This window comes from Vibrio cincinnatiensis, assembly GCF_022113815.1.
GTDB classification, from domain to species: Bacteria; Pseudomonadota; Gammaproteobacteria; order Enterobacterales; family Vibrionaceae; genus Vibrio; species Vibrio cincinnatiensis_A.
The window spans coordinates 236440-252603 of the sequence record NZ_SGOM01000002.1; the positions used below are offsets into that span (position 1 = coordinate 236440).

Consider the following 16164-nt stretch of genomic DNA (forward strand, 5'->3'; position numbering starts at 1 on the left):
TCCTTATTGGTGCTGAGCTAAAAATTCGTCCACTTCATATCGAGTGGGAATTGAGGTTTGTGCGCCAAATCGTGTTACCGAAATAGCAGCAGCAGCATGAGCAAACTTAATCGCTGATTCTAAAGGCATTTCTTCCAATAAACCAGTGACAAACGCACCATTGAAAGTATCTCCCGCCGCCGTAGTATCGACCGCTGAGACACGAAAACCAGCAATGCATTTTCCTCGGCCATTCTCACTCAGCCAAACCCCTTTAGCACCTAAAGTAATCATGACTATTTCAATGCCTTTTTGGTGTAGGACATCCGCGGCTTGTTGAGCCGTCACTTCATTCACCACACTGATACCAGTTAAGACTTCAGCCTCTGTTTCATTGGGGGTGATGACATCAATACACTGCAACAATTCATCGGGTAATGCTTGAGCGGGGGCGGGATTGAGCACCACATTGGTTTTCGCCTGTTTTGCCTCCTGCGCCGCTTTGACAATCCCTTCGATTGGCGTTTCTAACTGCATCAACAAATACTTTGCACTACGAATACGCGGTAAATCATTTTCAATCGCTTGAGCGCTCAACTTAGCATTGGCTTCCGCAGATAAACAAATACTGTTCTCACCACGATCAGACACTTGGATCATCGCTATCCCGGTTGGGCAATTGGGCTGCATTTTTATGCCCGAGATATCGATTCCATCTAGCTTAAAGCTTTCTCGAATATTAATGCCAAAAGCATCATCTCCAACACAAGCGATAAACCCAATATCAGCCCCAAGCCGAGCTGCGGCAACCGCTTGATTAGCACCTTTACCACCGGGAATCACTTGATAATTACGGCCATGGAGCGTCTCGCCAGGACGAGGAAAAGAAGGCACTTGAAGAACATGGTCAGCATTGACACTGCCTAATACTACCAATTTGTTCATAAGGATTATCCTCAGTTTGATTAGAAATAGAGTGCTTTAACGCCTAATTAAGCGCTTTTTACAAGCGTTATAGCACTCTATTTTGATAGGAGAGATTCACCCCGCCACACACGGCGGCAGGGTGAGTCTGTTTTTATTCACCAATAATTTTCAGAGGGACGGGAATATAGGCATCTACACTTTCCCCTTTTAGCACACGATCAGCGGTTTCCACACCTAGCGCACCAATGAGATCGGGCTGTTGAGCCACAGTTGCCGCCAATTGACCACGGTTAACTGCAGCAATTCCATCATCCGTACCATCGAAACCAACAATCAAAACATTTTTTCCGGAAGCTTGTACCGCACGCAGTGCACCTAATGCCATTTCATCATTTTGTGCAAAGACCGCTTGAACTTCTGGGTTGGCGGCAAGCAGGTTTTCCATCACGTTCAACCCTTTGGTTCGGTCAAAATCTGCGGGTTGGCTGGCTAACAGTTGCATACCACTGCCTTTTACCGCATTCATAAACCCTTCGCCACGTTCACGTGCCGCAGAAGTCCCGGCAATGCCTTCCAATTGAATGACTTTGGCTTTCTCACCGACTTTTTCGACAATAAAGTGACCCGCCATTTCGCCGCCCACTACGTTATCGGAAGCGATATGACTAACAACGTCACCCCGGCTTGCGCCTCGGTCTAAGGTTAGTACCGGCACTTTAGCGCGGTTCGCCATGCGAATTGCATTGGATACGGCATCAGAATCGGTCGGGTTGATCAAAATGGCTTTCACACCACGTACGGTTAAGTCTTCAACGTTAGAAAGTTCTTTGCTTGGGTCATTTTGTGAATCCAAAACAATCAAGTTATAGCCCAACTCTTTGGCTTTCGCTTCTGCTCCATCTTTCATGGCGACAAAAAATGGGTTATTGAGCGTTGAAACCACAATCGCAATGTTATCGCTTGCATAAGCTGATACCGAAACAGAAGCAGACAGCAGCGCAGCGGAAATTAAAGTTGCCAGTTTTTTCATGTTTATCGTCCTTTTTGTAGGGGGCCACACAGCAGCGATGTCCGTGTGGCGGGTTCACGATTTACTTATTTTTGTTGTCCACCAGTACCGCAAGCAAAATAACCACTGCTTTTGCTATCATCTGGTAGTAAGAGGTCACATCGAGTAAATTCAATGCGTTATTGAGGAAACCGATGATTAGTGCCCCAATCAAGGTTCCCATAATTCGTCCTTTACCGCCCATTAAACTGGTTCCGCCAAGCACAACTGCCGCAATGGCATCTAACTCATAGCCCATACCTGCGGTTGGCTGTGCGGAAGAAAGACGAGAAGTCACAATGATGCCAGCTAAAGCGGATAGCAAACCACAAATGGCATAGACGCCTATTTTGACACGATCCACGTTGATGCCGGATAAACGAGCGGCCGACTCATTGCCACCCATGGCATAAACATAGCGTCCAAAACGAGTGTGATTCAATAAATACCATGCCGCAGCAAATACAATCACCATCATCCAGACTGGAACGGGAATCCCTAATGCATAGCCAGTACCAAACCAAGCAAAGGCATCGGCGGTATCAGTAAAACCGGTTGAAATCGGGCGGCCATCGGTGTAGACCATGGTGACACCTCGTAGCAAAGTCATGGTCACTAAGGTGGCAATAAAGGCTTGTACTTTGCCTTTAGCGATGATGATGCCACTAATACCACCCAATACTGCTCCTGCCAATAAAGCGGTGGGTACTGCGACGAATACTGGAACTTCGAAGGCAATTAAGCTGGCAGCAAACGCGCCGCACAAAGCTAAAACGGAGCCAACGCTTAAATCAATGCCAGCGGTTAAAATAACTAAGGTCATCCCAACCGCAATAATGGCATTGACTGAGGTTTGGCGCAGAATGTTTAAAATGTTATCAACCGTAAAAAAGTTCGGGTTTAAAAACGACACCACCACCACTAGAAATAACAAGGCAATCAGGGATTTTTGTTCAATTAACCACGCTTTGCTAAACAGTTTTTGTCCGCCGTCTGGGGTTGGGTTACTCATGGTTTTGGTACTCATGCTGCTTCCTCATTCAGGGTTTTGCCAACGGCACAGGCTAATAAATTTTCTTGGTTCGCTTGTTTTGCATCGAACTCACCGCTAATGCGGCCTTCATGCATCACTAAAATACGATCACTCATTCCCAGCACTTCCGGCATTTCTGAAGACACCAAGATAATGCTCATACCCTGTGCTTTGAATTTGTTGATCAATTGATAGATTTCTTTTTTCGCGCCCACATCTACCCCCCTAGTCGGCTCGTCTAAAATCAACACCTTGGGTTTTGTCATCAAGCCTTTAGCAATGGCGACTTTCTGTTGGTTTCCACCAGACAAGTTGCCGATAGTTTGATTACGAGAAGGGGTTTTGATGTTAAAGAGCTGAATAAAATCTTCCACGGCTATCGCTTCTTCACTATGTTGGATCTGAATGCCTTTGGTTAATTTATTTAAAGCACACAGCGACATGTTTTCTTTGACCGATAAGCCCAGTACTAACCCATCACCTTTGCGATCTTCAGAGATATATGCAATCCCATTCGCTAACCCATCTTGTGGGCTAACTGGGTTTACCGTGCGGCCATCGAGGTTAATGAGACCTCGCTCGGAAGGCAGTGCACCATAGATCACTTTCATCAGCTCACTACGCCCAGCCCCCATCAAGCCTGAAATGCCTAATATTTCGCCCCGTTTAAGGGTAAAGCTCACATCATGAACCCCCGATCCAGTCAAGCCAATCACTTCTAAACACACGGTATTTTCTGGTTGAACCTCAATACGGGGGTATTGCTCTTCCAATTTACGCCCAACCATCATTTCGATAAGGCCATCTTCATTGGTGTCATCCACTCGACATTGACCAATAAATTTGCCATCACGCAGAACGGTAATGTCATCGCAAATCTCAAAAATCTCTTTCAATCGATGTGAGATATAAACAATGCCACAACCTTGATCACGCAATTCATTAATCACTTTAAACAATGAGGCCGTTTCGGTATCGGTTAGTGCATCAGTTGGCTCATCCATGATGATGACTTTGGATTCAAACGACAGCGCTTTGGCAATTTCAACCATCTGTTGTTCACCTAAGCTCAGTTCCCCCAATAAGGTCCTCGCACTGTGCTTCACATTTAAACGCGCCAGCAGTTGATCCGCTTCGGCATACATTTCTTTCCATAAAATATGGCCAAAGGCTCCGGTTTTTTCCCGACCAAGAAAAATATTTTCAGCAATGGTCAGTTGGGGAATCAGGTTCAACTCTTGGTGAATGATGCTAATCCCCGCTTGCTGGGAGTCTCGTGGCCCTTTAAAGCTTGCAGGTTGACCTTGGTATTCTATGTGTCCTGCATCTTTGCTGTAGATCCCCGTTAACACTTTCATTAAGGTCGATTTACCTGCGCCATTCTCTCCCATAAGCGCCATTACCCGTCCCGGATATACATTCAGGCAAGCTTGATCAAGCGCTTTCACACCGGGAAATGCTTTATCAATATGACTGAGAGCCAAAATTGGTTGAGCCATAACTCCTCCTTAAATCTGGGTTACTATCCGAACGTTAAAACACGACACCCGCTTGAAAAATGACATTGGCATACGGAGTACATTCCCCCGTTCTAACAATCGCTCGGCTATCACCACTTCGAGCTTTAAACGCGTCATGAGAAATATAACTAACAGTAATACTATGGCCGCCACGTACTTCTTCGGCTTTCAGCTCAGCAAGCAGTGCCGCATGTAAATCAGGGCTCACTTGGGCAAACTCCTGCGCCAGCACCACGGTTTGCACTTGCATTTCACTCAACACCACTTTGACGGTATCCATAAAACTTGGAATGCCATGTGTCAGCGCTAAATCAACCCGTTCCACCTGTTCACTAATTGGTAATCCCGCATCACAAATTGTGATTTCATCCGTATGGCCTAATGTCGCCACAAGGTAAGAGAGTTCAGCATTCAGTAGAGTATTTTTTTTCATTGTTCTGCCTTTATATTCATTCACGTTTGTGGTTTTCTCATTCACTTTCGATGCAGAAACCTCGGAGCTTTGTTGAAAAAACGGCCATCGAAACGTTTCGATGGAATATTAGCGTAAGTATTTGGCTTTGCACTGGGATAAAAATCAGAGTGTGAGTTGGATCAGTGAATTCAAAAATAAAGAGCCATAAACAGTGAGAATGATCACTGAGTTTTTTATCAATATGACTGAAAAATTATTGGTTCACCAGAGAAAAACCACGCCTATCAAATGGGCTATTTTTTCGACGATGAAACGAAACAATGTATGAAAAAGGTAGGAAAGGAATGAAACGGCATAACATCAGTAGCGCAGGCTGGTTTACTTCGGCTATGATCTCCCTTCCCCCAACAACAGGATTTGGATGAATGAAAAAACGAGTATTAATATTACTAAGCACTCTGGCTTTAAGCGCCTGTGAAAATGAGGTGGGAACCGCTCCTTGGTGTCAAGACATGCGTGATAAACCCAAAAGTGAATGGAGTGCGCAAAGTGCGTTAGATTTTACCAAACATTGTTTATTGCAATCAGAAATCGGCAGCCAAGCTTGGTGTGACGATATGCAGGCGAAGCCCAAAGGAGACTGGACAGCGAATGAAGCCACCTCTTACGCTAAGCACTGTATTTTTTAAGTCTGCTTAAGCAAGAAAAGACCATGGCTCCAGTGCTCATTTGAATTTATTGTCGATCATCTTTCGGAGAATCCATCACGACCATCGTACTGATGGATTTTACCGTCAAGCATTCTCCTAATACATCGGCATGAAAGCGTTTATAAGCACTTAAATCTTTCGTTTCAACACGCAATAAATATTCATTCATTCCCGTAATGTTATGACATTCAACCACTTCTTTCGCAAATCGAACATGCTCTTCAAAGCTGAGCTGGGCTTTCTTTGTATGGCTATTTAAACCAATTGCTACATAAGCAATAAAACCAATGTTGAGCTGAGTTTTATCTAACACCGCTCGATAACCTTTAATCACCCGCTTACGCTCAAGATCTTGCACCCGCCGCAGTGTCGCGGAAGGAGATAACCCCACCCGTTCAGCCAGCTCGACATTAGAAATTCGCCCGTCCACCTGTAGTTCATGCAATATTCTTTCGTCAAATCTATCCATTATTAGGTTTTATTGCTTAATTTATTCATATTGAACAAATATAAACACAATATTGTGCATCAATGCTATTAGTATTTTACCTATTCTGTTACGAAAAGAAGAAGGGAATATGGATTACACACAGTGGGGACCGCTTATCGCATTTGCTTTTGTTTCAACCTTCTCTCCTGGGCCAAATAACATTATGCTGATGACATCCGGAGCGAATGTCGGTTTTATAAGAACCATTCCACATATGCTCGGCGTGACTTTGGGGTTTAGCATTATGGTGTTACTGGTGGGGGTTGGTTTGACGGACTTATTCCAACGCTACCCATGGATGCAGCAAGGGTTACAAATAGCCTGTAGTGTTTACTTAGTCTATTTAGCGCTCAAAATTGCTTTCAGTTCTCCTTCACACACTAAGCTCGACTACCAGCCCATGACATTTTCTGGCGCGGTGCTTTTTCAGTGGGTAAACCCGAAAGGTTGGTCAATGGCACTCACGGCTGTCAGTGTTTTTAACCCCAAGGCAAGTTGGCTACAGCTGATGGTGATTGCTCTGGTGTTTATATTGGTCAACATCCCATCTGTCAGTGTGTGGGCCGCCGCTGGGAAGCAACTCAGCCACTGGATGAATGACCCTCGTTATGTCCGCTGGTTTAACGGTGCGATGGGAAGTTTATTGCTGCTTTCTGTGTTACCCATGCTCTGACAACGGTTACAATTTCTTCCTCATTGCTCGTTGTTCGAGCCACTTTGAGGGAGAAATACTGACTTTTCCGGCTAAGCACAGTAAAATCGCCCATGTTTGTGCACAACTGACCACGATTATGCCCACTTATCCAGACTGTTTTACCCCCTTTCAAAGCGATATTTCATCCATTACGCCCCCATTGCGTTTTACTTATCCTTTTTGTTATGAACCACACCCATTGTCGATCATTGCCGCTCTTGAACTGCAAACCCATCTCACCACTCAAACAAGATGGACACACCCTTTTGGGCTTGATGAACAAGAACCCAATTCACACGGGAAAATGTTTGGTGTACTCGTGGTCAGGCATCCTCGAGGTAAATTAGGTTACTTATCTGCATTTTCTGGGCAATTGGCTGAGCAAGATCATCTCCCCGGATTTGTTCCTCCCGTCTTTGACCGTTTTACTGAACACAGCTTTTTTAGTAATGAAGCCAGCCACATATCGAGTATTAATCATCAGATTATTGAATTGACCGAAGCGACATCACGGCAAGCATTAGTCCATAAGCTCGATGAGTCTCATCAAGCAGCCAAGTATGCGATTGCTCAGCTGCAGCAACGTATGGCAGAAAATCGAGCCCAGAGGAAACGTCAACGCAAAGAAGCCGAAACCTTGCAAGAGCCTGAACAACAAGCGTTATTGGCACAACTGGCTCAACAAAGTGTGTATGAGAAACGGCAGCTGAAACAACTGAAGCTAGATTGGCAAAGACGCATTAACGAAACCAGTACCCAGTTAGCGCAACTTAACGGCATAATCGAAGGGCTCAAACAGCAACGTAAGCAACGATCAGCGCAATTACAGCAGACGCTCTTTGCTCACTACCGGTTCCTGAATCAATCAGGTGAAGAAAAAAACCTGAACGATATTTTTGCCGATGCGAGCAATCCAATTCCACCCGCTGGTGCGGGCGAGTGTGCAGCACCTAAGCTACTACAATATGCTTTCCAGCATCACTTAACCCCTATTGCTATGGCTGAGTTTTGGTGGGGATGTTCTCCAAAGTCAGAAATTCGCCAACACAAACAATTTTATCCTGCCTGCCAAAGCAAGTGTCAGCCGATTCTCGCGCATATGCTAGCAGGGCTTCCACTAGACGATAACCCTCTACTCAATAATCCCGCCGAAGGGAAAGAGATGGATATTATTTACCAAGATGAAGCCATCGTTGTGGTCAATAAACCCGCAGAATTTCTTTCTGTACCGGGCGTCAATATTAAAGATTCTGTACAGACACGCTTAGAGCAAAGCTTTCCCAATGTGGAGGGGCCATTTGTTCTACATCGTTTAGATATGTCCACCTCTGGTCTTTTAGTGTTTGCTTTAACTCGACGAGCCAATAAATCGCTCCAGAAACAGTTTATTACTCGCCAAGTCGAAAAGCAGTATGTGGCTTTATTAGCGGGGGAGCTTTCGCAGCAACAAGGCGAAATCACGCTTCCTTTATGTGCCGATATAGAAGATAGGCCAAGGCAGAAGGTCTGTAAAAAACAGGGGAAAGCGGCGCACACTCGGTGGGAAAGAGTGGCAATAGAAAAGGGACAAACTCGGGTGAACCTCTATCCATTAACGGGACGAACCCACCAGTTACGCGTCCACTGCGCTCATGTCGATGGGTTAGCAATACCGATTGTGGGTGATGATCTCTATGGAGCAAAAGCCTCTCGACTTTACTTACACGCTCAAAAATTGAGTTTCATTCACCCTTATCATAAACAAAGAATGACTTTTGAAGCCCCCGCCCACTTTTAGTGGGCCTTGGGTTTACCCTTTGGCGATATTCTTGGCTTCTTTCACTTCTTTTAACTCAGTGATCTGTGCAAGTTGAGCAACGTTTTCACCAGAGGCTGGGTAAGTCACCCCATTAAAACGCCCTCCTTGCTCAATACTGAGATCATCGCTATAAAGCGTCCCCGTTACTTGCCCTTTATTGAGAATTTCGATTTTATCCGCATGGCAGGTACCTTCAAATTCACCATTGACGATCACATGCTGAGCAAAAATCTCACCACTTACCACACCACTTTCACTGATCACCAAGGTTTTTTCGACATGAATTTGCCCATCGATCGAACCATCGACCTGCATATTACTTTCTAACCGGAGTTGTCCGCTAATTGCACAGCCTTTTGCGATGAGAGTTGTAGCTGAGCGCTGACTCTTAGCTCGACTTTGTTTACTAAAGATTCCCATCGAATACCTCTTACCTTGCTAAATAAACTATCAAAATCATTCACACCCCAATCGACAAAAGGTCGAGGATCTAAAGGTCGACCTACAAATCGAACTTCATAGTGCAAATGAGGGCCAGATGACAGACCACTGTTACCGGAATAACCGATTAAATCGCCTTTTTGTACAAAGTCACCACTTTTTACCGAAAATTTTTGCATATGGGAGTAAGAACTCGAAAAACCATACGAATGCTGTAAACGTAAAAAATTCCCTGAACCTTGATTGCTTGCTCGTGTCACTTCAACCACCCCATCTGCAGGGGCATAAATGGGGGTACCTATATTGACCGCAAAATCTTGCCCGCGGTGATATTTGACTTCTCCCGTTACCGGGTGAGTACGCTTACCATATCCTGACGAAATACGAGCTTCATGAACAGGAGAACCACTAGGAATTTGGCTTAACATCACCATTCTGACTGATGATGTAATCGCCGCGGTATCCAGCCGAGACTCCAACTCAGCGCCGCTTTCTCCAACACCTAACACTTTCTCAAGATCGCCCAACCTATCTGAAACGATCTGCATTCTTTCTTCGCGCTCTTGCAAATCGTTTTCTAAGCTATCTTTCAGATTTTGAAGTGAAGAGAGCTCACCAATCAAAGATGATGATTGGCTTTCTAGCTCTTGTTGCTTAAGTTTTGCAAAATCCACTTCACTGGCTAAATAGTAAATCACCCCACCAGTGGTCATGATTCCGGCAAGTAATACATATCCAAACCCTTTTAATAGGTGGCGATACCATTTTCCAATATGAAAATGTCGTGTTCCATGAATAGAGGAAACAGAAACGATGACCTGTTCTTTCATATACCAACGAGTCTTAAGGTTAAGAATGGGGGGAATTCTAACAGCTAACCTCATTTGACTAAATGTTTTGCTTCACTGATTCTCAGTTAAGCCATAAACCGATAGCAAAGAGTGTGAATGAGCGCATTGTTTCCCTTGCGGCCAAAAGTGTGATTCAACTGTATTTTAATTACAAAACATCAGCCAAATTGACTCTTGAATTATTTTTCATAATGAAATTAATAATCAATGATGATCTACATCACATTTAAGTCCGATTAATAAATTCAATAAAGGATAATTGTGATATCCATCACCATTTGCCACTCAATTAATTTTATAAAAATGAGATACTTGACACTAAAAATATATTGATTTTTAAAATAAGACTTAAATGTAAGCAAATTACAATGCAAAAAGGTGAGAAGTATCACGTAGAAACACAGTATCAACTCGATTTTTCTAGCTTGTGATCACAAAAAACCCGTTGTCAGTTCTAAAGTAAAATTGTGTGATAAATTGATTGTGTACTAAGCAACCAACGGTTTTTAGGCGAACCGTTACCACACAACTTTTATAGAACATCGAACGGGGAACAGATATGTTATCACCAGATGCTAAGATCAAGATACAAAATTTTGGTCGTTTCTTATCAAACATGGTTATGCCCAATATTGGTGCATTCATCGCTTGGGGCTTTATTACCGCCCTCTTCATTCCAACAGGCTGGTTACCTAATGAGACACTGGCCTCTTTAGTTGGCCCAATGATCACCTATTTACTGCCACTGCTGATCGGCTATACCGGCGGTAAGCTCGTTGGTGGCGAACGAGGGGCTGTTGTGGGCGCAATAACAACCATGGGGGTCATTGTTGGAACCGATATTCCTATGTTTATGGGTGCAATGATGGTTGGACCTATGGGCGGCTGGGCCATTAAACATTTTGACCAGCGTGTTGAAGGCAAAATTAAAAGTGGCTTTGAAATGTTGGTTAACAACTTCTCAGCCGGCATTATTGGTATGGTATGTGCCATTCTTGCCTTCTACCTTATTGGGCCTTTCGTAAAGATCCTGTCCGACCTTCTTGCTGCTGGCGTTAACTTTTTAGTTGCAGCTCACCTTCTCCCTTTAACCTCTATTTTTGTTGAACCCGCGAAGATTCTTTTCCTCAATAATGCCATTAACCACGGTATTTTCTCACCTCTCGGCATTCAACAAGCCAGTGAAATGGGACAGTCCATTTTCTTCCTAATTGAAGCAAACCCAGGCCCAGGTCTAGGGATTTTGCTGGCCTATATGTTTTTTGGTAAAGGGACGGCACGTCAAACCGCAGGAGGGGCGACCATTATCCATTTCTTTGGGGGAATTCATGAAATTTACTTCCCTTACATCTTAATGAATCCACGCCTCATTCTCGCCGCCATTGCAGGGGGAATGACTGGTGTATTTACCTTAACCTTATTCAATGCAGGGATTGTTTCTCCAGCCTCTCCCGGTTCTATCTTTGCCGTATTACTGATGACCAATAAAGCATCGATGTTGGGCGTTTTATGTTCAATTTTCGCAGCGGCTGGGGTTTCTTTTACCGTTGCTGCAATTTTAATGAAAGCACAACATTCCACAGATGAAGAAGGCGATGAAGAAGCGTTAGAAAAAGCGACGGTTCAAATGAAAGAGTTAAAATCAACAGCCAAAGGACAACAAGCCTCTTCAAGCAATAACCACGACATCCATCTGAGCCAAATTAAAAGTATCATTGTTGCCTGTGATGCAGGCATGGGTTCAAGTGCCATGGGGGCCAGTTTACTGCGCAAAAAAATACAAGAAGCGGGCCTACATATAAACGTCACAAACCTTGCCATCAATAGCCTGCCGCAGGATGTCGATATTGTAATTACGCATAAAGATTTAACTGACCGAGCTCGCAAACATGCTCCGAATGCCCAGCATCTTTCACTCAATAACTTCCTTGACAGCCAGATGTATAACCAATTAGTGACACAGTTATTAGCCGCAAAACACCCACAAGCAGCAAACGATAACCACTTAATCAAAATGTCTGTCGTGGCGGCGAATGAGGATTCTTTTGAACCACAACAACCTTCGATTTTTAGCCTTCAGCAACAAAATATCCACCTCGGTTTAACGGCCAGTAATAAAGAAGAGGCGATACGTTTTGTCGGTAATCAACTCGTTAAACTGGGCTATGTTGAGCCTGAATATGTGGACGCAATGTTTGAACGCGAAAAATTAGTACCGACTTATTTAGGTGAATCCATTGCTGTCCCCCACGGGACGGTCGAAGCTAAAGATCGCGTCATTAAAACGGGCATTGTGATTTGCCAATACCCGTCAGGGGTTCAATTTACCGACGACAAAGACGATATTGCTAAGCTCGTTATCGGTATTGCTGCTAAAAATGATGAACATATTCAAGTTATTACTGCCATTACTAACGCTCTTGATGAACCAGAAGCCATCAAGACATTAACCTCAACGAAGGACATTAAAGACATCTTGGCGATTTTATCGAAAACCCAAGCTGCATAATGGCTTTGCTCCTGAAGCAAAACGAGGTCAGCCCCCCATTTACAACGCTGACCTCACCCTAATTCCGTTAGTCACTTTTTGGTAGGTAATCAATCATGAAAAATGCAGTACATTTTGGCGCTGGTAATATTGGCCGTGGTTTTATTGGAAAACTTCTGGCAGATGCCGATATTCAAGTCACGTTTGCTGATGTCAATGAACCTTTAGTGGATCAACTCAGCCACCAGCAGCAATATCAAGTTAAAGTCGTCGGCAGTGAGTGCCAGATAGAGACCGTGACTCATGTTACCGCCGTGAATTCGGCCAGTGATGATGTCATTGAGCGTATCATCCATACCGATTTAGTCACAACGGCTGTCGGCCCCACCGTATTAGATATCATCGCAAAGACCATAGCTAAAGGGCTTGAAGCCCGCTTTTCCGCAGGGAATGAACACCCTTTAAATATTATTGCTTGTGAAAATATGGTACGAGGTAGCAGCCATTTAAAAGGGGAAGTCTTTAAATATTTAAGCCCAGCCTCACAAGCAAAAGCAGAACAATGGGTCGGCTTTGTCGATTCCGCTGTGGATAGAATTGTTCCCCCTGCGGAAGCGGCAAACGATGATCCCCTTGAGGTAACGGTGGAAAGCTTCAGTGAATGGATTGTTGATGAACAGCAGTTTAAAGGAGAAATTCCCTCAATTAATGGCATGGAAAAGACCGACAATCTCATGGCTTTTGTGGAACGTAAGCTCTTTACCCTCAATACCGGACATTGCATCACCGCTTATTTAGGTTGTTTGAAAGGACACCATACTATCCGACAAGCCATCAACGACCCAGTTATTCAAGCGGAAGTAAAACAAGCGATGCAGGAAAGTGGCGAAGTCTTAATTCGTCGGTATGGTTTTGATCGTAAACTGCACCATGCCTACATAGAAAAAATCTTATCACGATTTGCTAATCCATATTTAGTGGATGAAGTGGATCGCGTTGGTAGGCAACCTCTGCGAAAATTAGGTGCAAATGATAGATTAATCAAACCATTACTCGGTACAATAGAGTACGGCTTAGAAAATAAAACCTTATTGAAAGGAATAGCCGCCGCTCTGAAATATACCAATACCAGCGACCCACAATCGGTTGAGCTACAAAACTCACTTCGTGAACAAGGCATTGCTCAAACGCTGGCGCACTATTCAGGCTTAGATGCAGACAGTGTCGAAGTACAAAAAATTGAAGCGATTTATCATCAGCTTTAACATGGCACTCGGGTGGGAAGCGTATACACTTCCCACCACAAACTTAAATTAGATCAGTATATGGCAGAAAAAATTAACGAAACCGATATTTTAGAACGACTGAATGAAGCCCCTTCTGTACGTGGATTTTTTATCACCACCGTCGAAGTGTTAGCCCAAGCCATTGATACACTGATGCAACGTATTTTCCGCAAAGACAACTTTGCTGTTCAATCTGTCGTTGGGCCATTGCTGGACGATACAGGCCCTCTGGGTAACCTTTCAGTACGCTTAAAATTATTATACGGTTTAGGCGTCATTGCCGATGATGTTTACCAAGATATCGAAACCATCATCAAGTTACGCAACCAGCTCAATAGTGATGGATCGGAATATGTTTTTACCGATCCAAAAATTATTGCAGCCATTGAAGCCCTTAACCTTGTACAAAAAATGGGGTTATTGCAGCTCAATATCATTGAGCCAGATGGTGATATCGGCTTAGAATTTTATCACTTACAATTACAGCGTCAGCAACAAGTAATTCGCTCGGGGCTCTCGTTAACCATTATTGAAATCTGCAATGAATTAAATAAAGAGAGTCCCTTTTAACAAAGCCTCATTGCCCTCACCTATTTTTCGATATCGGCAGGGATCGCCTTCCCAATTTTCACTCAAAAAACTATCGATTTTGGTCACGGATGTTAGGCTTTTCATCACTGTCATCCAATTTAGGTCTCTATGATGAAAATAGGCATTATCGGCTTAGGGGACATCGCCCAGAAAGCTTACTTACCCCTACTCACTCAATTCCCCGGTATTGAATGGATCTTTTGCACCAGAAATAGTGAGCACTTGCAAAAACTGGCGAACCAATACCGAATTCAACACACCTGCTCACGCTATCAAGACCTCCTGCATTTTCATGTTGATGCCGTTATGATCCATGCTGCAACTGCGGCGCATCCTGACATCGCAGCTTTTTTTCTTCGCCACGGCGTTGCCACTTTTGTCGACAAGCCCTTAGCCGATAATGCAGCCACTTGTGAAACACTGTATGAGCTCGCCGAACAGTATCAAAAACCGTTATACGTCGGATTTAATCGTCGCCATATCCCCCTATTTAACCAACATTTAGTCGGAGTACAACAAGGCCAATATCACGATTTACTCGCTTTACGCTGGGAAAAACACCGCCATGCGTTACCCGGAGAGATACGTACCTTTATCTTTGATGATTTTATCCATCCACTCGACAGTGTAAACTTATCGGGCAAAGCCGATTTACAAGAGGTGTTCGTCACTCATCAAATGGCAGGTCATCAGTTAGCTCGTCTGGATGTGCAATGGCAGCAAGGAACAACCTTATTACAGGCGTCCATGAATCGACAGTTCGGCACAACCTGTGAACGAGTCAGTGCACAGTTTATCAATCAAAGTTACGAATTTGATAATTTTACTACTGGCCAACACTGGCAAGATAACCAGCAAACCCAATTAGCCTTACAAGATTGGACGCCCATGCTAGCCAGTAAGGGATTTCACGCCATGATCGAGCACTGGTTAATGGTTGTTCAACAAGGCAAACTTGATCATGCCATTATGGAGCGCAATCTTGCCAGCCACCAACTGGCAGAAGCTCTTTGTGAACGCATCATTCAGCTTACTCGCCTTTAATGTCGACACAATAGCGGATCACACATGAGAAGCGTATAGTGATCCGCTGACTCTTTTTCCAAGCAATAAAATCGTTATATGGACCATAAACAACGAACTCAATTACTGATCGCCTTTGAGCATAAAACAGAAGTTCCCATGCTCATCCTGTCATTGATTTATGTACTTCTGGCTTTAGTGCCCGATCTCGCTAAGTTGGATGAACAAGAACGCCATTTTATCAACCAATTGATCTGGCTTGTGTGGGGAGTGTTTGCTACTGAGCTGGGCATAAAAGTATTGCTAAGTACCCAACGATGGCGATACCTCATGCAACATTGGCAAGATGTGTTGATTGTGGCCATGCCTTTCCTTAGACCCTTACGTTTCTTACGTATTTTATTTATCTTGCCTAAAACATGGCGTCAAACAAAAGCAGTTCTACGCCAAAAAACGTTTAGCTTTGTTGGGTTAACTAGCTTGCTAACAGTAATATTAAGCTCTGCTTTTGTGTATCTGGTTGAAAAAGGCAGTGCCAGCCCAATCAAAGATTACAGTGATGCGCTATGGTGGGCGATGACGACCATCACCACCGTCGGGTATGGAGATATGTATCCTGTGACATCATTTGGGCGTGGCGTGGCCGTTTTTTTGATGTTAACTGGAATTACGCTCTTTGGCTTACTCACCGCCAGTGTGGCCTCTTTTTTTGTAGACGATAATCAACAAAACCGGTTGAGTGAAAAAAAACACACTCCCTCACCCACACCACGCCACACTTTTCATCTCGCTCGTTTTCGACATCAATTAAAAGAGAAGCAGCGCCAGCATCATAAACGTAAATAACCGAACAAAAACCAGTTCACCGCC

General features: G+C 44.0%; 16 protein-coding genes. 8 read left to right on the plus strand and 8 right to left on the minus strand.

Features of this window, described 5'->3' with window-relative positions:
- Window positions 1-3: 3 nt before the first annotated feature.
- The 5 genes from rbsK to rbsD form a co-directional block, all read right to left on the minus strand.
- Window positions 4-924 (minus strand): ribokinase, encoded by a 921-nt coding sequence (gene rbsK, locus EXA13_RS04065; RefSeq protein WP_238132013.1) that lies wholly within the window; start codon window positions 922-924, stop codon window positions 4-6.
- A 133-nt stretch (window positions 925-1057) separates the two neighbouring features.
- Window positions 1058-1936 (minus strand): ribose ABC transporter substrate-binding protein RbsB, encoded by an 879-nt coding sequence (rbsB, locus tag EXA13_RS04070; RefSeq protein ID WP_238132014.1) that lies wholly within the window; start codon window positions 1934-1936, stop codon window positions 1058-1060.
- A 61-nt stretch (window positions 1937-1997) separates the two neighbouring features.
- Window positions 1998-2981: a ribose ABC transporter permease gene (gene rbsC, locus EXA13_RS04075; protein ID WP_430794460.1), complete on the minus strand. Its 984-nt coding sequence runs from the start codon at window positions 2979-2981 to the stop codon at window positions 1998-2000.
- The gene (gene rbsA / locus EXA13_RS04080) at window positions 2978-4486 is read right to left on the minus strand and encodes a ribose ABC transporter ATP-binding protein RbsA (RefSeq protein WP_238132015.1); all 1509 of its coding nucleotides are present in this window, start codon (window positions 4484-4486) and stop codon (window positions 2978-2980) included. The genes rbsC and rbsA overlap by 4 nt, the downstream gene beginning before the upstream one ends.
- A gap of 34 nt (window positions 4487-4520) precedes the next feature.
- Complete coding sequence (gene rbsD / locus EXA13_RS04085; protein WP_238132016.1) at window positions 4521-4940, minus strand: D-ribose pyranase; 420 nt, start codon at window positions 4938-4940, stop codon at window positions 4521-4523.
- Window positions 4941-5347: 407 nt separating this feature from the next.
- On the opposite strand from rbsD, the gene EXA13_RS04090 reads away from it, so the two are divergent.
- Window positions 5348-5611, plus strand: a complete 264-nt coding sequence (locus tag EXA13_RS04090) for a DUF3012 domain-containing protein (RefSeq protein ID WP_238132017.1) — start codon at window positions 5348-5350, stop codon at window positions 5609-5611.
- A 46-nt stretch (window positions 5612-5657) separates the two neighbouring features.
- On the opposite strand, the gene EXA13_RS04095 is transcribed toward EXA13_RS04090, so the two are convergent.
- Window positions 5658-6101, minus strand: coding sequence for an Lrp/AsnC family transcriptional regulator (locus EXA13_RS04095; RefSeq protein ID WP_238132018.1), 444 nt, complete (start codon window positions 6099-6101; stop codon window positions 5658-5660).
- A gap of 109 nt (window positions 6102-6210) precedes the next feature.
- Here EXA13_RS04095 and EXA13_RS04100 point away from each other — a divergent pair, with 109 nt between their 5' ends.
- Entirely contained in the window at window positions 6211-6795 is a 585-nt protein-coding gene (locus EXA13_RS04100; protein WP_238132019.1) for a LysE family translocator, read from the plus strand.
- 118 nt (window positions 6796-6913) lie between these two features.
- Window positions 6914-8593, plus strand: coding sequence for an RluA family pseudouridine synthase (locus EXA13_RS04105; RefSeq protein WP_238132189.1), 1680 nt, complete (start codon window positions 6914-6916; stop codon window positions 8591-8593).
- A 12-nt stretch (window positions 8594-8605) separates the two neighbouring features.
- Here EXA13_RS04105 and EXA13_RS04110 read toward each other — a convergent pair whose 3' ends face one another.
- Complete coding sequence (locus EXA13_RS04110; RefSeq protein WP_238132020.1) at window positions 8606-8929, minus strand: bactofilin family protein; 324 nt, start codon at window positions 8927-8929, stop codon at window positions 8606-8608.
- A gap of 8 nt (window positions 8930-8937) precedes the next feature.
- A complete protein-coding gene (locus tag EXA13_RS04115; RefSeq protein ID WP_238132021.1) occupies window positions 8938-9885 on the minus strand; it encodes a M23 family metallopeptidase in 948 nt (315 codons plus the stop codon).
- A 580-nt stretch (window positions 9886-10465) separates the two neighbouring features.
- Here EXA13_RS04115 and EXA13_RS04120 point away from each other — a divergent pair.
- The 5 genes from EXA13_RS04120 to EXA13_RS04140 all read left to right on the plus strand — a co-directional run bounded on the left by EXA13_RS04120 (window position 10466) and on the right by EXA13_RS04140 (window position 16140).
- A complete protein-coding gene (locus EXA13_RS04120; protein WP_238132022.1) occupies window positions 10466-12415 on the plus strand; it encodes a PTS mannitol transporter subunit IICBA in 1950 nt (649 codons plus the stop codon).
- 95 nt (window positions 12416-12510) lie between these two features.
- Window positions 12511-13659 (plus strand): mannitol-1-phosphate 5-dehydrogenase, encoded by a 1149-nt coding sequence (locus EXA13_RS04125; protein ID WP_238132023.1) that lies wholly within the window; start codon window positions 12511-12513, stop codon window positions 13657-13659.
- A 60-nt stretch (window positions 13660-13719) separates the two neighbouring features.
- Window positions 13720-14250 (plus strand): MltR family transcriptional regulator, encoded by a 531-nt coding sequence (locus tag EXA13_RS04130; protein ID WP_238132024.1) that lies wholly within the window; start codon window positions 13720-13722, stop codon window positions 14248-14250.
- Window positions 14251-14382: 132 nt separating this feature from the next.
- Window positions 14383-15315, plus strand: coding sequence for a Gfo/Idh/MocA family protein (locus tag EXA13_RS04135; RefSeq protein ID WP_238132025.1), 933 nt, complete (start codon window positions 14383-14385; stop codon window positions 15313-15315).
- Between the two features lie 78 nt (window positions 15316-15393).
- Window positions 15394-16140: a potassium channel family protein gene (locus EXA13_RS04140; RefSeq protein ID WP_238132026.1), complete on the plus strand. Its 747-nt coding sequence runs from the start codon at window positions 15394-15396 to the stop codon at window positions 16138-16140.
- The last annotated feature ends 24 nt before the right edge of the window (window positions 16141-16164 follow it).